Genomic DNA, 19478 nt, shown 5'->3' on the forward strand with positions numbered 1-19478 from the left:
GCGATTTTATGGTAAAAGTAGAGAATAAAGAGACGTTACGATTATTAACGAGGCGTTTTATGAAAATGAATCGCGCCAGGAATGTTATTGCTGTTATTGCAATCATGCTGACTTCCCTTTTATTCACAAGTCTCTTTGTGGGAAGTGTATCTATGATTCTTTCCAGAAGAGCAACGGAAATTAAGCAGTTTATGGATTCTGCCCATGCCAGTGCACAGAATCTGTCAGAAGAAGATGCAAAGCGATTGCAGCAAACAATTGAACAGAGTGAAGATGTTAAGCGATATGGTTCCGGTATTTTTCTGGGAGCTGGAATGGACGAACGGTTTGGATTTTCCGTAGAGGTCCGATATGCAGATGAAAATATGGCAGAAAGTTTTAATTGTCTGCCAACTACAGGAAGACTGCCGGAGAAAGAAAATGAAGTAGCACTTAGCAGCACGATATTGGAATCTCTGGGAGTTACACCAAAGATTGGAGAAGAAGTAACGCTGACCTGGGAAGTAAATCCCATGCTGAAACAATATAAGACAGATACGTTTCAGATATGTGGATTCTGGCAGGGGGATAAAGCTGTTTTAGGTCAGATGGTCTGGGTATCAAAAGACTATGCAAAGGAGAATCGTTATCCCGTTACGCAGGAAGAATTAGAAAATGGCATCTACAATGGAGGGAAAGAGTATTCTGTCTGGTACAAGAACCTTTGGAATCTGGAAAAGAAAACGGAAAAGATATCTAAGGAAGCGGGATTTACGAAAGCTGGGACAGGAATGGAAGTCAATCCGGCATATAATCTCTTTGAAGAGGATTCTTTTTCATTTTCTTCCTTAATTGTAATGATTCTATTTGTCATATTAGCCGGATACCTGATTATCTATAATATCTTTAACATTTCTGTGAAAACGGATATCCGGGCTTACGGATTGTTAAAGAATGTGGGGACAACGGGAAAGCAGTTGAAGAAAATTGTACGTATGCAGGCGTGGAGGTTATCAGCTATTGGTATTCCAATCGGATTGCTTTGTGGTTATCTTTCAGGTTTTTGTATGGCTCCGTCCTTGAATGCAGATGCTGCAATTAGTGCACAGGCAGGAAAAACGGCTCAGACAGTAGTATCAGCGAATCCTTTGATTTTTCTTGCAGCGATACTTTTGACGCTTTTGACGGTGTATCTCTCTAGTTTGCAGGCTTGTAAAATGGTAGAAAGGGTATCTCCTGTGGAAGCTCTGCGTTTGGCAGAAGGAGAGCAGTCACATAGGAAAATAAAAAAGAATACTTCTGTAACCTGGTGGGGGATGGCAGTTCAAAATGTGTTACGAAATTGGAAAAAGGGATTGATTGTTATGCTTTCTATCGCTCTTTCTATGGTGGTGGTAAACTGTATCGTGATGCTGGTGCAGGGATATGATTTTGATTCTTACCGAAAAGTGTTTTTAGCTTCCGATTTTCAACTGGATCAGATGACGGGAAGTTTGTCAAATACGAATTTTAACGGTATTACACCCGAAATCAAAGAGATTCTGGACGAATGTCCTGATAGTGCTAAGATAGGATATGTGTATTATTCGGAGGAAACCCACAAGATGGAGCCGGAACTTCTGAAAACATGGGAAGCATTTGCAGATAAATATGAAGAGAACTGGAACGATTATGAAGAACAGGTTTGGGAAGAGGCAAAGGCTTCCAATACAGTAAGTGTTCATTTCCTCGGAATCAGCGAGTCAGTGTTTGACAAATTAGAATGGAGAGGGGAAAAATGCTCTTGGGATACATTTAAAAGCGGAAATTATGTGCTTGTAGATTATGGTGATAAATATGCAGAGCATCCGGTTTCTTATTATCATACTGGGGATATTTTTCAGATGGATTACAAAAATGGAAACCAAAAAGATTACGAAGTCATCGGAGAAGCACTGATGCCATATGCATTGGATTATCCGTATGCGGACTGTATCTATATCACGGTATTGGTTCCCGAAGAGGAGTATATCACCCAGACAGGAAATCAATCAGCCATGTATGCTGCCATCGATGCAAAGAAAGGAGCGGATAAGCAGATAAAAGAATACATTGATGAAAATGTTTTGAAAGAAAATGATATGATCAATGTGTTTTCTGTATTGGACATGAAAGAGAGCTTTCAGCGGTATGTCAGTAAATATTATATGATCGGTAGTTTTCTTGTCGTTATTTTAGCCTTTATTGGCATTATGAATTTCTTTAATACAACAGCAACTTCTGTAATTAGTAGAAAAAAAGAACTGGCACTTTTGGAAGTTGTGGGAATGACGAAAAAGCAGATATCGAAAATGTTGGTGGCTGAAGGATTCCTATATTTGGGAGGCGCATTTGTGATTGCAGTATTGCTAGTTGTGTTTGGAGCAAAGCAGATTTTAGCAAATACGCTCGGTACGGCATTTTTCTTCCGACTGCATCTTACGATAGTGCCATGCGTGCTTATGATTCCGATTTTGGTTGGGATTGCGTATGTGATACCAAAGTATCAGTTTGAAAAGATGAGTCGGGAGAGCATTGTTGAAAGGATTCGGAAAGAATAGTAATAATGTGTGTAAATATTTTCCATATTGATAGTTTCTGGAATTTTATTTGTAGTTATTCTGTTTGTATTAAAATATTTATCTATAAATTTTTACAATTAATTATTGACAAATAAAAATAAAAGGATTATATTACAAATCATAAAAAAGCAAAGGCGCTTTGAGCTAAATGGCTCAAGGCGTCTTTTTTTATTACATAGAAAATTTCATTTCCTATGTAATAAAAAGCCTCCGGCAGGATGCACACTGCGGCGTACAATGTAGATGTCGCAAGCGACCGCCGCAGGTGCCGGAATGTGCAAAGCACATTCTTTATTATAATCAACAGAACGAGAAAGAAATGGTGAAAACGATATGTGCTCAATAACAGGATATAAGGGTGAATCCCTTACAGAAGAACAGATTAAAGAACATTTTGATAAAACTATTTCACGTGGACCTGATATGCAAAGGATTGAAAAAGTTGGGGATGTGACTCTGGGTTTTGAAAGATTGGCAATTATGGGGCTTACAGAGGAAGGTATGCAGCCATTCTCTTGTAAGAATAACAAGGTAGTCTGCAATGGTGAAATTTATGGTTTTAGAAAGATAAAGAAAGAATTAGAAAAAGAATACGAATTTAAAAGTGATTCAGATTGCGAGATATTACTTCCGTTGTATGAAAAATACGGTGTCGAAATGTTTAGAAAGCTTGATGCTGAGTTTGCTTGTATCATCTATGATGCAGAAACAAAAAATCTGATAGCAGCAAGAGACCCTATCGGAATCAGACCACTTTTCTATGGATATCCAAAAGAGGGAGAAATCATTTTTGCCAGTGAAGCAAAAAATTTAGTAGGTATAGTAGATAAAATTTATCCATTCCCTCCGGGACATTACTATAAGGATGGCGAGTTCATTTCATATAGAGATATGACGGAGGTAAAGGCAGTAAGTAAAGATAATCTGGAAACTGCATGTCACAAAATTAAAGAAAAATTAATCGCAGGCATAGAGAAGAGACTGGATGCTGATGCACCGCTTGGCTTCTTGTTAAGTGGAGGTCTCGACAGTTCTTTGGTATGTGCGGTATCAGCAAAATTATTGAAAAAACCAATAAAGACATATGCGATTGGTATGAGTACGGATGCAATTGATTTAAAATATGCCAAAGAAGTAGCGGACTATATCGGAAGTGAACATACGGAAATCATTATTACAAAGGAAGAAGTATTAGGAGCTTTGAAAGAAGTAATATCAGTATTAGGAACCTATGATATTACCACAATCCGTGCAAGCATCGGAATGTATCTGATCTGCAAAGCAATTCATAATACGACAGATGTCAGAGTGCTTTTAACAGGAGAGATTTCAGACGAATTATTTGGATATAAATATACAGATTTTGCACCAGATGCAAAGAGCTTTCAGGAAGAGTCAGCAAAACGTATAAGAGAGCTTTATATGTATGATGTTTTGAGAGCAGACAGATGTATATCATCAAACTCAATGGAGGCCAGAGTACCATTTGGTGATTTGGATTTTGTAGAGTATGTAATGAGTATTGATCCGGAAATGAAAATGAATAAGTACAATAAAGGAAAATATTTGCTTAGACATGCATTTGAGGGAGATTACCTTCCGGAATCCATACTTATGAGAGAGAAGGCTGCATTTTCTGATGCAGTAGGACATTCAATGGTTGATTATCTCAAAGAGTATGCACAGGAAAAATACAGTGACGAAGAATACAATGAGAAGATTAAAAAATATTCTTTTGCAAAGCCTTTCACAAAAGAATCTCTTTTATACAGAGAAATTTTTGAAGAGTATTATCCGGGACAGGCCGAAATGGTTGTAGATTTCTGGATGCCAAACAAAGCGTGGGAGGGTTGCGATGTGGATGACCCATCTGCCAGAGTTTTATCAAATTATGGCGAGAGTGGTTTATAGTACGATTAAATGAGTGAAAAAAAGTGGAAATGAAAGAGGAACAATAGTATGAATCAAAGAAGCTTATATGACCCATCGTTTGAACATGATAATTGCGGTATTGGTACCGTTGTAAATATAAAAGGAGTGCAGAGCCACTCAATTGTAGATGATGCTTTAAAAATTGTAGAAAATTTAGAGCACAGAGCCGGTAAAGACGGAGAGGGAAAGACGGGTGACGGAGTAGGAATCCTCACCCAGATTCCTCATAAATTCTTTAAAAAAGTATTATCTGATTCTAATATAACAATTGGTGGAGCAAGAGAATATGCAGTAGGTATGTTCTTTTTCCCACAGAATGAGTTAAAAAGAAGTCAGGCTATGAAAATGTTTGAAATAATTGTAGAAAAAGAAGGACAGAAGTTTCTGGGATGGAGGAAGGTTCCTACCAGAGAGACTGTACTAGGACAGAAGGCTTTGGAAAGCTGTCCGGCAATCTATCAGGCATTTATCAAAAGACCACAAGGTATGGAGAATGATCAGGACTTTGACAGAAAACTATATGTTATCAGACGTGTTTTTGAACAGAGTAACGATAATACATATGTGCCATCATTGTCTTGCAGAACGATTGTTTACAAGGGAATGTTTTTGGTTGGTCAGCTTAGAACATTTTTCCTTGATTTGTTAGATGCAGATTATGAGTCAGCGATAGCGATGGTACATTCAAGATTCTCTACAAATACGAATCCAAGCTGGCTTCGTGCACATCCAAACCGTCTGGTAGTACATAACGGGGAAATAAACACGATCAAGAGTAATGTTGATAAGATGCTTGCAAGAGAAGAAACGATTCATACAAGTTGCTTCACAGATGAAGAGCTGACAAAGGTATTGCCTGTTATATCAACATCCGGATCCGATTCAGCGATGCTTGATAATGCACTGGAATTTATGATTATGGGTGGAATGGATCCTGCACTTGCAGCAATGATTTTAATTCCGGAGCCATGGGAACACAACGATACAATTACACAGAAGGAAAGAGATTTCTACCAATATTATGCAACAATGATGGAGCCTTGGGATGGACCTGCTTCGATCCTTTTTTCTGATGGTGATGTTATGGGAGCAATCCTTGACAGAAATGGTCTGCGTCCTTCACGTTACTATGTAATGGATGATGACAGACTTATTCTTTCATCAGAGGTCGGTGTTCTTCCTTTAGATGAAAAACACATTTTAAGAAAAGAACGTCTTCACCCGGGAAAAATGCTGCTTGTAGATACAAGAGAGGGAAGAATTGTTTCGGATGCAGAGCTTAAGGATAAGTATGCAGGAAGAGAGCCTTATGGTGAATGGCTGGATTCGAATCTTTGCAAGTTGAAGGATTTAAAAATTCCGAATGAAAAAGTACCTTCCTATACAAAGGAAGAATTGGTAAGACTGCAAAAAGCATTTGGTTATAGCTATGAAGATTATAAGGATGAGATAAAGGCTATGGCTACAAATGGTGCAGAGCATGTAGGTGCGATGGGAATTGATACACCGATTGCAGTACTCTCAAAACATTATCAGCCATTATTTTACTATTTCAAACAATTGTTTGCTCAGGTTACAAACCCTCCGATTGATGCTGCCAGAGAAAAAATCGTGACAGCTACTACAGTATATATTGGAAAAAATGGAGAACTTTTATCAGAAAAACCTTCTAACTGTAAGGTGTTAAAGGTAAAGAATCCGATTTTGTCTGATCTTGATTTATTAAAGATTTCAAAACTCAACCAGGATGGACTTAAAGTAGAGAAGGTTTCTACACTTTTCTATAAGAGCACTCCATTAGACAGAGCGCTTGATCATCTGTTTGTTGAAGTGGACAGAGTGTATCGTGATGGTGCTACTGTGCTCATTTTGTCAGATAGAGGAGTAGATGAAAATCATGTAGCTATTCCTTCACTGTTAGCTGTGGCTGCAGTTCACAATCATTTGGTTCAGACAAAAAAATGTATGGCTATGTCACTTATAATTGAGACTGCAGAGCCTTGTCTTGTGCATCATTTTGCTACACTTTTGGGATATGGAGCATGCGCAATCAATCCGTATCTGGCTCATGCGTCTATAAAAGAGCAGATAGAGGACGGTCTCTTAGAAAAAGACTATTATGCAGCAGTTTCAGATTATGATAATGCAATTCTTCAGGGGATAGTAAAAATTGCTTCTAAGATGGGAATTTCTACATTGCAGTCATATCAAGGCAGCAGAATTTTTGAAGCTTTAGGTATAGATAAGAGTGTAATAGATAAATATTTCGCAGGAACAGTTTCAAGAATCGGCGGAATTACATTGGATGATATTGCACAGAATACAGACAAACAACATTCACAGGCATTTGATCCATTAGGTCTGGCTACAGATATGTCTATTGATTCTTTAGGAAGACATAAAATGCGCTCCCAGGGAGAGAGCCATAGATATAATCCTGCAACAATTCATATGCTGCAGATGGCTACAAGAGAGGGCGACTATGAAAAATTTAAAGAATATACCAAAATGGTAGACGGAGAGCAGACAGGATATATCAGAAGTCTTATGGAATTTGCTTACCCTGAAAAGGGAGTGGCATTAGAGGAAGTTGAAAGCGTTGATGAGATCGTAAAGAGATTTAAAACAGGTGCGATGTCATATGGCTCAATTTCTGAGGAAGCACATGAAGCATTAGCTATTGCGATGAATCATTTACATGGTAAATCAAACAGTGGTGAAGGTGGAGAGAGCGATGAAAGACTGGAAAGTGCTGGAAGTAAAGAAGACAGAAGCTCAGCTATCAAGCAGGTAGCAAGTGGAAGATTTGGTGTTACAAGCCGATACTTAAGCAGTGCAAGAGAAATTCAAATTAAGATGGCTCAGGGTGCTAAACCAGGAGAAGGTGGACATTTGCCAGGTAAGAAGGTATATCCATGGATCGCAAAAACAAGACATTCAACACCGGGAGTAAGCCTTATTTCACCACCGCCACATCACGATATTTATTCCATCGAAGATTTGGCACAATTGATTTATGATTTGAAAAATGCCAATGATGCGGCCAGAATTTCTGTGAAACTGGTATCTGAAACAGGAGTAGGAACAATCGCAGCCGGTGTAGCAAAGGCCGGAGCGGGCGTTATTCTTATCTCAGGTTATGATGGAGGAACAGGAGCTGCTCCTATAAGTTCAATTCATAATGCAGGATTGCCTTGGGAGCTCGGATTAGCAGAAACACACCAGACGCTTATCCAGAACGGACTTAGAAACAGAGTTGTAGTAGAAACAGATGGAAAGCTCATGAGTGGAAGAGATGTAGCAATCGCTGCAATTTTGGGAGCTGAGGAATATGGCTTTGCAACAGCACCATTGGTAACATTAGGCTGCGTAATGATGAGAGTATGTAATCTTGATACATGTCCAATGGGTGTGGCTACACAGAATCCTGAGTTAAGAAAACGATTCATGGGAAAACCTGAATATGTAGAGAACTTTATGCGTTTTATCGCACAGGAACTCCGTGAATACATGGCAAAATTAGGTGTAAAGAGTGTAGATGAGCTGGTCGGAAGAACAGATTTACTGAGAAAAAGAACAGATCTTAGCGGAGTGGAGGCTAAAATTGATGTTAGCGCCATTCTTGGAGAGTCCGGTGCGGTTTCAGCAGATTTCCACGATAAGAGCTATTATGATTTCAAGCTGGATGAGAAGAAAGATAAACTTCTGATGACAAAGAACCGCAAATTCATGGATGCAGTAATAAAGGGAGAACCGACCGTTGTAGGTGTAGATGTAATAAATACAGACAGAGCATTTGGTACTCTTATCGGTTCTGAAATTACAAGACATCATCACGATGGTCTTAAAGCAGATACAATTACTGTAAACTGTAAAGGATCTGGAGGTCAGAGCTTCGGTGCATTTATCCCGGCAGGACTGACACTTAATCTGGTGGGAGACAGCAATGACTATTTTGGAAAAGGTCTCTCTGGAGGAAAACTTATAGTAAAAACTCCGGCTGATGCAGCATATAATCCTCAGGAAAATATTATTGTTGGAAATGTAGCTCTTTATGGAGCAACATCCGGTGAAGCTTACGTAGGTGGAATGGCAGGAGAAAGATTCTGTGTACGTAACTCAGGTGCCAAAACAGTAGTAGAAGGCGTAGGAGAACATGGTTGTGAATATATGACCGGTGGTGTCGCAGTGATCATTGGACCTACAGGAAAGAATTTTGCAGCAGGTATGAGCGGTGGAATCGCATATGTGTTGGATGAAAATAATTCGCTTTATAGAAACCTGAACAAAGAGATGGTTCTGATGGAAAGCATAGAGCATAAGTCTGACAGAGAAGAACTCAAAAAGCTTCTTGAAAATCATGCTAAATACACAGGTTCTGCAAAAGCAAAATTGATTTTAGATAACTTTGACGAATATCTTCCAAAATTTAAAAAAATCATTCCTTCCGATTACAAAAAAATCGTTCAGTACACAGAAGATTTTATCGAGCACGGAATGAGCATCAAAGAAGCACAGATAGAAGCTTTTTATAAAAGTCAGAAAGAAAATGCATAAGGAGGTGGAGACGATTATGGGAGAGACAGTTAGCGTAGAATTAAGAATACAGAATTTTGAAGAATTTCATAAGGGTCTTCCACAGGAAGAACAGATATGCGAAGCTAAAAGATGTATGTCATGCGGGATACCTTTTTGTCAGGCAGGAACAATGATAGCTGGAATGGCATCAGGATGCCCACTCCACAATTTGGTTCCAGAGACAAATGATCTGGTTAGTATGGGAAATCTTGAGCAGGCATATTATAGACTTAGCAAGACACATTGTTTTCCGGAATTTACATCAAGAGTGTGTCCTGCACTTTGTGAGGCGGCATGTACACAGGGCATATATGAACAGCCTGTTGCTACAAAAAGTAACGAGAGAGCGATTATAGATTATGCTTTCGAAAATGGACTGGTAGAAGAAAAGGAACCAGAGGTAAGAACTGGAAAGAAAATTGCGATAGTAGGCAGCGGACCAGCTGGACTGACAGCCGCACTGCTTTTAAATAGAAGAGGACATAGTGTCACAGTATACGAGAGAAAAGATCGTGTAGGTGGATTGCTTCGATATGGAATTCCGAATATGAAGCTTGATAAGAGAAGCATAGACAGACGTGTGCAGCTTATGGAGAATGCAGGAATAGAATTTAAATGTGGTGTAAATGTGGGTAAAGATATAAAAGGAAAGGATTTGGTAAAAGCCTATGACAGAGTTATACTCTGTTGTGGGGCATCCAATCCAAGAGATATCAATGCACCTGGAAGAGATGCGAAAGGCATTTATTTTGCAGTTGATTTCTTGTCAGAAGTAAGCAAAAAATTAATGGATAATGACTACGATGATGAAAAGGTAATAAAAGCAAAAGACTTTTCATTTGGTAGTTTAAAAGGGAAAAATGTTGTCGTGATCGGTGGAGGAGATACAGGAAATGACTGTGTCGGAACTGCTATAAGATTAGGTGCAAAAAACGTTACCCAGCTTGAGATGATGCCGGCGGCACCACTTAAAAGAGCAGAAAATAATCCATGGCCAGAGTGGCCGAAAGTCCTTAAGACTGATTATGGTCAGGAGGAAGCAATTTATAAATTCGGAAAAGATCCTAGAATTTTTAAAACAACGGTTACAGAATTTCTGAAAAATGCAAAAGGCGAGCTTTGTGCAGTAAAGACGGTAGAACTTGAGAACTTCAAGCCAGTTAAAGGAACCGAACATGAATTAAAGGCAGATATAGTTTTAATTGCAGCAGGATTTCTGGGAAGTCAGGAGTATGTAACATCAGATTTTGGTGTTGATCTGACCAATAGAACCAATGTAGCGACAAAACCAGGAGAATATGAAAGCAGCAAGAAAAACATATTTACGGCAGGTGATATGCACAGAGGACAGTCTTTAGTTGTATGGGCTATAGCGGAAGGAAGAGCTGTAGCAAAGGCTGTGGATGAGTCACTGATGGGATATACAAATATTTCATAAATAGCTCTATATAAAGTAAAATAAATGTGATAAATCAGAAAGAAGCGACTATGCTTTCCGGTTAAACTGGAGGCATAGTCGCTTTTCTATATATTGGTAACTGTTCTCTATTGGTGTGGGAGCAGTTTTTGTTATTTCAGCAAATCTAAAATGCAGATATTCAAATCATCATAGATGCCAACAGCAATCTCATCATTAAAAGAATATTGATGGAAGTCTTCCTGGTCACCGAAAAAGTAAGTCTGAATCGTCTGTGTCATTGGATTCACAATCCAATATTCACGAACACCAGCTGTGCGGTATTTGAATAACTTGGTTAAATAATCCATTCGTTGGCTACTAGGTGATACAATTTCAATAATGAAATCAGGAGCACCATTGCATCCTTTGTCATTTAGCTTATCAGAATCGCAGATAACGGAGATATCCGGTTCTACATAGTTTCGGTCGTCCTGATTGAGGAAAACGGCAAAGGGAGCGGGCAAAACCTCGCAAGATCCTTTGTGGGATTTGATATAATCTCGGATTGTTGCGGAAAGTTCCATTACAAGTCTCTGATGAAGATAGCTTGGTGGTGCCATATTATAAATTTGACCATCTATCAGCTCTGCACGCTGTCCAGCGGGAAGTGCGTAGATGTCTTCAACAGTGTAAATATCCTTTTTTAATAATGGCATATAATCACATCCTTTCTTTGATAGTATAAAGCATATGCCTGATTTTAATTAATTAATGCTATAAGTGAGACTTATTTTATTTAAAGCTTCGAAATCAATGCTTCTTGAAGAACCTGCGAAAAGTTAAGCCCCAATGCATCAACAGCTATTCATAAGCCTGTTGCATGTCGTCTCCCTCAGTGAAAGATTCTGGAAAATCTGGAAATGTAATCCAGAAACCGCCATCTTCTTTAGAAGTTTAAGCATTTCATTTGATGTTAAAGGCATCTTTTGTATCACCTTTCCTTATCATAACTATATTATAACACGTACTAACACGTGTGTCGATGAAATACACGTGCAAACACGTGCTTTGTATTCTCCCTATGTCATGTCCTGCTTTTAATAGGAAATTATCATGATTTTTTCATAAATACAAGAAAAACTTCACGAAACATGAAAATATTTTCAATTATTAATGAACGTACAGGAGAATAGAGAATAATGTAAGGTGTAACCTGATATACGTAATAATTCAACCAGTTAGTATGATTACGGATAATTATTCATGGAACGCTTCTCATTTTGCTGTATAATGATGGTGGAAGGAGGGAGAGAATGATGGATTTTCCTACAATATTATCAATAATACTTGGAATATTATCAATAATACTTGGAATATTAGCTATAATATTAGCTGTATATTCTATCAGAGAAAGTAAAAAGTCGGAACAGAGAGCAGAAGAAGCTTATAATCAGGCTCAAAAAGCTTTTGGTGATATAAAAACTATATGGAAATACGTGCAAGACCGAGAGGTCTTTTTATTTTACGAAAAAATTAAGAAATCGAGGTACATAGAGTGTATGTAGACGCAGAAACAATCATTATGGCTGGAAGTCTTTTGACAGCAGTAGTGGTTATTTTTTCTGCTGTTTTTGCGGTGTACAAGTGGTACTTAAAGCAGAATCAGCAGGATGTAGAAATTGAAAGAGTAAAGTCAGAGCAGTGCTTGCTGACCTATGGAATTCTTGCCTGTCTGAAAGGACTTAAGGAGCAGGGATATAATGGTCCTGTGACTGAGGCAATAGACAAGATTGAGAAGCATATAAATAAGCAAGCACATGATCAGGAGGATTAGGTATGGATATTATGAGTTATGTAAGACCAGAGTTGTTAGTTGTAGCAGTGGTATTGTATTTTCTCGGAATGTGGCTTAAGCAGGCTGCCTTTATCAAAGACAAATATATTCCACTGGTACTGGGGATTGTTGGGATTTTTGTATGTGGAATCTATGTGGCATCGGTAGCAGCATTTGCAACCGCACAGGATATTTTATCTGCAATCTTTGCGGCAATCACACAAGGAATACTGGTCGCAGGATTGAGCAACTATGTGAATCAGATCATTAAGCAGATTGGCAAGGAAGAGTAGAGGACGAGTAATCGTCCTCTTTTGCGCCGGCGCAAGAAAGAGAGGAAAAATTATGGCAATGAATGGAATTGATATTTCAAGTTATCAGTCAGGAATTAACTTATCAGTGGTTCCTTGCGATTTTGTAATTGTAAAAGCGACAGAAGGAACAGGATATGTAAATCCAGATTATACAAGAGCATACACCCAGGCAAAAAATGCAGGAAAATGTTTAGGAATTTATCATTATGCGAATGGCGGAAACGTAAAAGCGGAAGCTGATTATTTCTTGAAACAAGTAGGGGATAGAGTGGGTGAAGCAATTCTTATCCTGGATTGGGAAGCGAAGGACAACCCTGTTTTTGATGTAAATGATTTCAACTGGGTTAAATCATGGTGCGATTATGTGAAAGACAAGACAGATGTAGCTCCAATGGTATATGTTCAGCAGAATGCAATGGGACGGATTTTAGGTGCTGGATATCCATTATGGGTTGCCCAGTATGCAGATATGAATCCAACAGGGTATCAGACAAAACCATGGAACGAAGAGTCGTACTCTTGTGCTATGAGACAGTATAGTTCAAGAGGAAGGTTAGATGGGTGGAAAGGATACCTCGATCTTGACAAATTCTACGGAGACCGCACCACATGGAATAAATACGCTGGAACAGGAAACGATGTAGAAGCAAAACCGATTAACAAGGGATCGCTACTTGAATTAGTTGCCGGTGTGATGCAAGGGGCATACGGAGATGGAGACACAAGAAAAGAAGCACTCGGATCGAGATATACAGAAGTGCAGAATATGATCAATCACATTTCTTCTGCATCAGCTCAAACATTAGCGGCAGAAGTTAGGATTGGAAGATATGGGAACGGAGATATAAGAAAAGCAGTGCTTGGTTCGAGATATACAGAAGTACAAAACATTGTTAATGGAACATCAACGCAGTATTATACTGTACAACAAAATGATACACTTTCCGAAATTGCTGCAAAGTATGGAACAACTTATCAGAGAATCGCAGAGATGAACGGAATTTCGAACCCAAATCTGATTTATGTCGGGCAGAAATTACGAGTAAAATAATAGAAATCCCCGGTAGAAATACCGGGGATCATTTTTACTTTGCAATTATCGACAAGTCTCTATCGACAAGTAATCGACAAATAATCGACAAATGAAGTAAATTTTATTGATTTTTACCAGTTCTTGTAAGTTTGAGAACTGGCTATTTTACGCGAGTTCTTAGAACTTGCCAGCTTTAGCAGCTTCTTCTACGGAAACTGCAACTGCAACAGTCATACCAACCATTGGGTTGTTACCAGCACCGATCAGACCCATCATCTCAACGTGAGCAGGAACTGAAGAAGAACCAGCAAACTGTGCATCAGAGTGCATACGTCCTAATGTATCTGTCATACCATAAGAAGCAGGACCGGCAGCCATGTTATCCGGGTGAAGTGTACGTCCTGTACCACCACCTGAAGCTACTGAGAAATATTTCTTGCCCTGTTCGATACATTCTTTTTTATATGTACCTGCAACTGGATGCTGGAAACGTGTTGGGTTTGTAGAGTTACCTGTGATAGAAACGTCTACACCTTCTTTGTGCATGATAGCAACACCTTCACGTACATCGTTAGCACCGTAGCAGTTTACTTTAGAACGAAGTCCGTCAGAGTAAGCGATTCTCTGAACTTCTTTCAGTTCTCCTGTGTAGTAATCATATTCTGTCTGTACATATGTGAATCCATTGATTCTTGAAATGATCTTTGCAGCATCTTTTCCAAGACCGTTCAGGATAACACGAAGAGGTTTTTTACGAACTTTGTTAGCTTTCTCAGCGATACCGATAGCACCCTCAGCAGCTGCGAATGATTCGTGACCTGCAAGGAATGCGAAACAATCTGTATCTTCTTCCAGAAGCATCTTTCCAAGGTTACCATGTCCAAGACCTACTTTACGCTGGTCAGCAACAGAACCTGGGATACAGAATGCCTGAAGTCCTTCACCGATAGCAGCAGCAGCCTCAGCAGCTGTTCTACATTCTTTTTTAATTGCGATTGCTGCACCTACGATGTATGCCCAGCAAGCGTTTTCGAAACAGATTGGCTGAATACCTTTGATCTGATTGTAAACATCAAGACCGGCATCCTTTGTAATCTTTTCTGCTTCTTCGATAGAAGCAATGCCATAGCTGTTCAGTACTGCATTGATTTTATCAATTCTTCTCTCATATGATTCAAATAAAGCCATTTAATTGTCCTCCTGATTTATTTAACGCTTATTTTCCATAAAACGGACAAGTCCGTTCGTTGTGATTATTCTTTACGTGGGTCGATGATCTTAACAGCGTCAGCAACACGTCCGTACTGTCCTTTTGCTTTCTCCCAAGCTTCGTTTGGAGTATCTCCGGCTTTAACGAAGTCTGTGAATTTTCCAAGGCTTACGAACTGGTATCCAATGATCTCATCGTTCTCATCAAGAGCGATACCTGTTACATATCCTTCTGCCATCTCCAGGTAACGAGGACCTTTTGCGAGTGTTCCGTACATTGTTCCTACCTGAGAACGAAGTCCTTTACCAAGGTCTTCCAGTCCAGCTCCGATAGCAAGTCCGTCTTCAGAGAATGCACTCTGTGTTCTTCCGTATACAATCTGTAAGAACAGCTCTCTCATAGCTGTGTTGATTGCATCACATACAAGGTCTGTATTCAATGCTTCAAGAATTGTTTTACCTGGAAGAATTTCAGATGCCATAGCAGCAGAATGAGTCATTCCTGAACATCCAATTGTCTCTACCAATGCTTCCTGAATGATTCCGTCTTTTACATTAAGAGTAAGTTTACAAGCACCCTGCTGTGGAGCACACCAGCCTACACCATGTGTAAAACCAGAGATATCTTTCACTTCTTTTGCCTGTACCCATTTAGCCTCTTCTGGGATTGGAGCTGGTCCGTGATTTGCACCCTGAGCAACCGGACACATCAGTTCAACTTCTTTAGAATAAATCATGTTAAAACTCCTTTCAAATATGTATGATTTGTCTCGCGTATAATGTTTGATAATTAATTAACATCACACTTACTTTATTTTCTCATAAAATATAGATTTCGTCAATTGTCACTTTCGACAACTTTCGAGTACTTTCAATATAAAAATACGATATAAATGTGATTGAACATTTTTGAACAGCGTTTTATAATGTAAATAATAAAAAAAGAAAGGAATCAGATATTATGACAACAGAGCGTATTGAAAACATGTGTGGCGGAGAAGGTCATGTAATTGTAAAAAGAATTCTTGATGCAAAGGAACTGAATGGCAAGTGCGGATTATATGCACAGGTAACTATCGAGCCTGGATGTTCTCTTGGATACCACGAACATCACAACGAAAGTGAAACATATTATATCATTTCCGGAGAAGGAGAATATGATGATAATGGAACAAAACGCATGGTAAAAGCAGGAGATAAGACATTCACACCGGATAATTGCGGACATGGATTAAAGAATACAGGAACAGAAGACCTTGTATTTATGGCTTTGATTATTTTAGATTAAGGCGAGAGGCCGGGGAGGCCAGAAGGGACGGGGTTTAGTGGCTCTTTTGCGAACAAAAGAGCCACTAAACCCCGTCCCTTCTGGCTTCCCTTCTCTATCTCCGATACTTACGAATCACACAGGAAACAACGCCTGCCACGCAAAGACCGAATAATTGGTTATGAAGAGAACCGAAAACTGCCAGGGCACCCTTGATTCCTTTTAAAATCTCGATGATTGCAGGTAATACTTCTATATTTTCTGGGATAAAATCACCGAATAAAAATGCCGCATAGGAACAAATGTAAAGTATGATAAATGAATTCCGTCCGCGTCCTACATCTTCCCAATGAACTCCATATTCATCTCGTATACGTTCTTTTGTCATAGACCTGAAAAGTGCAATGATTTCGCAAAAAATTACAATTGCAGCTACAGCGGCATATGCAAGAAAAGTTGGCGAGAAAGCTTGTGATTCAAGTGAATTTTCCAGGTCGCCATATGGAGCACTTCCTACATAAAAGTTGTAAGCTAAAATGGCAATGATTATAAGGATAAGCAGTATAGTCAGATTTCGGATAAATGTTTTTGAAACCTTATAAAGTGCGTTGCCACCTTTTTGAAGTGGTGCTGCAAGTCGTGTGGGTCCACTTTTACGTCTTCTGGATTTAGGAAAGTCATAGTCGTCATCGTCATCATCATTATAATCATAATCAATGTCGTCATCATCGTAACGATTGGAAGGCTGCTGGGCATAACGAATAGCCTGTGCCTTTTCTTCCTCGCGTGAAATGTTAGTTGGAATACTTAAATCAACAGATTTGTTGTTGTTTTTAGAAGAAGTATTTCCTTTTTTCTTTCTTTTTGTCTTCTTTGTATTTTTCTGAGAGGTATTCTCTAATTTTGTTGTATCAAAATCAATGGATGGTCGTAATGTTGAATCATCATCATATGTAACTTCAAAATTATCGTCGAACCAGGATGAGTCATTTTTTGAAGAAGCCATGAAAAATAAAAACCCCTTTCTTTTAAATATGATAATTATAAAATGTTAAAATGATTATATTGAAATAATCAATGTAGTATATCCTATAATGTTTTTTTTGCGAAGACAAGTAAAAAAATGTAAAATTCATAAAAAATTAAAATTAAGGACGGGGATAAGTGGCTTTTTCACGTGTGAAAAAGCCACTTATCCCCGTCCCCATTTGGCAAACTGGACTGGTTAAATTTAACGATTCTGGCTGTTTTTATCAATCCAATCATGTGTTATGATTTGGAAAAATGAAAATACAGAAAAGTTTCTGTGAGGAATGGAGAGATTATTTATGAAAAGATTTTCAGCAAAAAAAATTACAATTGCAGCCTTATCAATTGCGCTTGTCTGCATATCAACAGCAATCATTCATATTCCGATTCCGCTTGGTTATATGCATTTGGGAAATATTTGTATTCTTCTGTGTTCATATTTATTCCCTTGGGATATCGGACTTTTAGCCGGCGGTGTTGGTTCTGCATTGTCAGATTTATTGACAGGATATCCGCAGTGGGTATTGCCTACTTTGATTATTAAGGGTATTATGGGATATGCAGGTTCAAAAGTTACACATGCAGGGAAAACACCTGCACGTATGCTGTCAGCTAGAACATTTATCGGAGCAGTGGTTTCTATCGTAATTATGATTGCAGGATATACAATTGCCGGTGGAATCATGTATGGAAGTGTTGCGACAGGACTTGCACAGGTACCTGGACTGACAACAGAAGGAATTATTGGAATTATTGGATTCTATGTTCTGGGATTTGTTATGGAAAAGTGCCATGCTTCAAAATTTATCTCAGAAGGAGTATAACAGATGACATCACACAATCATCAAAAGAAAATAGCTGTTATAAATGATATTTCTGGGTTTGGACGCTGCTCAATTGCAGTGTCCCTGCCCATTATTTCAATGTTAAAGGTACAGTGCTGCCCATTGCCAACATCTATTTTTTCAAATCATACGGGTTTTCCATCATTCTTTTTTGAAGATTTTACAAAAAATATGGAGCCTTATATGGAAGAATGGAAAAAGTTGGATTTGAAATTCAATGGAATCAGCACTGGGTTTTTAGGTTCAGCAGAACAAATACGAATCGTGCAGGAATTTATTTCTGAATTTAAATCAAAAGATACATTAGTTATCGTAGATCCGGTTATGGGAGATTATGGAAAAACGTATTCAACATATACAGAGGAAATGTGTCAACGTATGAAGCAGTTGGCGTGCAAGGCTGATATTTTAACTCCAAACCTGACAGAAGCATGTATTTTGACGGATACGCCATATAAAGAAGACTGGAAAGTTGCGGAGGTAATTGAATTGGCAGAAAAACTTTCCGAACAAGGGCCGGAAAAAGTTGTTATAACCGGAGTATCTCAGAAGAGTTATATTTGCAATTTCTGTTATGAAAAAGGAACGGAGCCATCTATCGTTAAGACTCAGAAGGTTGGAACACAGCGTTCCGGAACAGGAGATATTTTCTCTGCAATCATTTCAGCAGACGCTGTCAATGGAGTAAATTTTCATGATTCTGTAAAAAGAGCGTCTTTATTTATTAAAAAATGTATTTTACGCTCAATAGAACTGGATATTCCTGTAACAGACGGTGTATGCTTTGAAGAGGTACTACACACATTGAACAGAAAAAGATAAAGAAAAGGAGAAAAATACAATGAGAAAATCAATGACAATCTTATATAAAGTGCATAACAACTTGTATGTAAACCTGACAAATCGTTGCTCTTGCGCCTGTACATTTTGTTTGAGACAGACAAGAGATCACATGGAAGAGTCCGATTCACTTTGGCTTGAACATGAACCAACAGTAGAAGAAGTAAAAGAAGAGTTTAAAAAATTCGATATGACAAAGTTTGACGAAGTTGTATTTTGCGGATTTGGAGAGCCTACAGAAAGATTAGATGCGTTGCTTGAAGTTGCAAAATTCGTAAAAGAGACATATCAGAAACCAATTCGTGTGAATACAAACGGACAGGCAAGTCTGATCAATAAACGTGATACAGCACCAGAATTTAAAGGCTTGGTAGATACAATTTCAATCAGCTTAAATACACCAAATGAGCAGAAATACAATGAATTGGTCCGCAGCATTTTTGGAGATAAAGCGTATCGTGGAATGCTCGATTTTGTAAAAGAAGTAAAACAGTATGTACCACATGTTGTATTGTCAACAGTCGATACAACATTGACAAAAGAAGAAGAAGCACAGTGTGCGAAGATTTGTGAAGATCTTGGAGTAACATACCGAATCCGACCTTGGGAGGATTGACGA

The 19478-nt window shown here is 38.6% G+C and carries 16 protein-coding genes and 1 pseudogene; 12 read left to right on the top strand and 5 right to left on the bottom strand.

Annotated features, from left to right (window positions below; all coding sequences use genetic code 11):
* Window positions 1-8: 8 nt before the first annotated feature.
* The 4 genes from LQE94_RS09980 to LQE94_RS09995 all read left to right on the top strand — a co-directional run bounded on the left by LQE94_RS09980 (window position 9) and on the right by LQE94_RS09995 (window position 10527).
* On the top strand, window positions 9-2558 hold the full coding sequence (locus LQE94_RS09980; RefSeq protein WP_240577603.1) for an ABC transporter permease: 2550 nt from the start codon (window positions 9-11) through the stop codon (window positions 2556-2558).
* 354 nt (window positions 2559-2912) lie between these two features.
* On the top strand, window positions 2913-4490 hold the full coding sequence (gene asnB, locus LQE94_RS09985; RefSeq protein WP_240577604.1) for an asparagine synthase B: 1578 nt from the start codon (window positions 2913-2915) through the stop codon (window positions 4488-4490).
* A gap of 48 nt (window positions 4491-4538) precedes the next feature.
* Window positions 4539-9068: a glutamate synthase large subunit gene (gene gltB / locus LQE94_RS09990; protein WP_240577605.1), complete on the top strand. Its 4530-nt coding sequence runs from the start codon at window positions 4539-4541 to the stop codon at window positions 9066-9068.
* Between the two features lie 16 nt (window positions 9069-9084).
* Window positions 9085-10527, top strand: coding sequence for a glutamate synthase subunit beta (locus tag LQE94_RS09995; RefSeq protein WP_240577606.1), 1443 nt, complete (start codon window positions 9085-9087; stop codon window positions 10525-10527).
* A 131-nt stretch (window positions 10528-10658) separates the two neighbouring features.
* On the opposite strand, the gene LQE94_RS10000 is transcribed toward LQE94_RS09995, so the two are convergent.
* Window positions 10659-11204, bottom strand: coding sequence for a Uma2 family endonuclease (locus LQE94_RS10000; RefSeq protein WP_240577607.1), 546 nt, complete (start codon window positions 11202-11204; stop codon window positions 10659-10661).
* 125 nt (window positions 11205-11329) lie between these two features.
* A pseudogene (locus LQE94_RS16545) lies at window positions 11330-11415 on the bottom strand (type II toxin-antitoxin system HicB family antitoxin); the annotation flags it as partial.
* Between the two features lie 386 nt (window positions 11416-11801).
* On the opposite strand from LQE94_RS16545, the gene LQE94_RS10005 reads away from it, so the two are divergent.
* Genes LQE94_RS10005 through LQE94_RS10020 form a run of 4 tightly spaced genes read left to right on the top strand, consistent with a single transcriptional unit; the run spans window position 11802 to window position 13687 of the window.
* A complete protein-coding gene (locus tag LQE94_RS10005; protein WP_240577608.1) occupies window positions 11802-12053 on the top strand; it encodes a hypothetical protein in 252 nt (83 codons plus the stop codon).
* Window positions 12044-12322, top strand: a complete 279-nt coding sequence (locus tag LQE94_RS10010) for a branched-chain amino acid ABC transporter permease (RefSeq protein ID WP_240577609.1) — start codon at window positions 12044-12046, stop codon at window positions 12320-12322. Before LQE94_RS10005 ends, LQE94_RS10010 begins: the two co-directional genes overlap by 10 nt.
* A 2-nt stretch (window positions 12323-12324) precedes the next feature.
* The gene (locus LQE94_RS10015) at window positions 12325-12615 is read left to right on the top strand and encodes a phage holin family protein (RefSeq protein ID WP_240577610.1); all 291 of its coding nucleotides are present in this window, start codon (window positions 12325-12327) and stop codon (window positions 12613-12615) included.
* Between the two features lie 52 nt (window positions 12616-12667).
* On the top strand, window positions 12668-13687 hold the full coding sequence (locus tag LQE94_RS10020) for a GH25 family lysozyme (protein WP_276312732.1): 1020 nt from the start codon (window positions 12668-12670) through the stop codon (window positions 13685-13687).
* A gap of 159 nt (window positions 13688-13846) precedes the next feature.
* On the opposite strand, the gene LQE94_RS10030 is transcribed toward LQE94_RS10020, so the two are convergent.
* Window positions 13847-14857 carry a GGGtGRT protein gene (locus tag LQE94_RS10030; protein ID WP_118688649.1) on the bottom strand — a complete coding sequence of 337 codons (1011 nt, stop codon included), beginning with the start codon at window positions 14855-14857 and terminating at the stop codon, window positions 13847-13849.
* A gap of 65 nt (window positions 14858-14922) precedes the next feature.
* Entirely contained in the window at window positions 14923-15615 is a 693-nt protein-coding gene (locus LQE94_RS10035) for an iron-sulfur cluster assembly scaffold protein (RefSeq protein WP_117989330.1), read from the bottom strand.
* 224 nt (window positions 15616-15839) lie between these two features.
* Here LQE94_RS10035 and LQE94_RS10040 point away from each other — a divergent pair, with 224 nt between their 5' ends.
* Window positions 15840-16166 (top strand): cupin domain-containing protein, encoded by a 327-nt coding sequence (locus LQE94_RS10040; RefSeq protein WP_118688650.1) that lies wholly within the window; start codon window positions 15840-15842, stop codon window positions 16164-16166.
* Window positions 16167-16260: 94 nt separating this feature from the next.
* Here LQE94_RS10040 and LQE94_RS10045 read toward each other — a convergent pair whose 3' ends face one another.
* Window positions 16261-17151: a hypothetical protein gene (locus LQE94_RS10045; RefSeq protein WP_240577611.1), complete on the bottom strand. Its 891-nt coding sequence runs from the start codon at window positions 17149-17151 to the stop codon at window positions 16261-16263.
* 322 nt (window positions 17152-17473) lie between these two features.
* Here LQE94_RS10045 and LQE94_RS10050 point away from each other — a divergent pair, with 322 nt between their 5' ends.
* From LQE94_RS10050 to LQE94_RS10060, 3 genes are read left to right on the top strand one after another with little or no spacing between them, the layout of a single operon-like run.
* A complete protein-coding gene (locus LQE94_RS10050) occupies window positions 17474-17998 on the top strand; it encodes an ECF transporter S component (RefSeq protein ID WP_172696930.1) in 525 nt (174 codons plus the stop codon).
* A gap of 3 nt (window positions 17999-18001) precedes the next feature.
* The gene (locus tag LQE94_RS10055) at window positions 18002-18841 is read left to right on the top strand and encodes a pyridoxamine kinase (RefSeq protein ID WP_022075104.1); all 840 of its coding nucleotides are present in this window, start codon (window positions 18002-18004) and stop codon (window positions 18839-18841) included.
* Window positions 18842-18860: 19 nt separating this feature from the next.
* Complete coding sequence (locus LQE94_RS10060; protein WP_240577612.1) at window positions 18861-19475, top strand: TIGR04100 family radical SAM protein; 615 nt, start codon at window positions 18861-18863, stop codon at window positions 19473-19475.
* Window positions 19476-19478: the final 3 nt, after the last annotated feature.

It is taken from the genome of Mediterraneibacter sp. NSJ-151, from assembly GCF_022487435.1.
In the GTDB taxonomy this organism is placed as follows: domain Bacteria; phylum Bacillota; class Clostridia; order Lachnospirales; family Lachnospiraceae; genus Schaedlerella; species Schaedlerella hominis.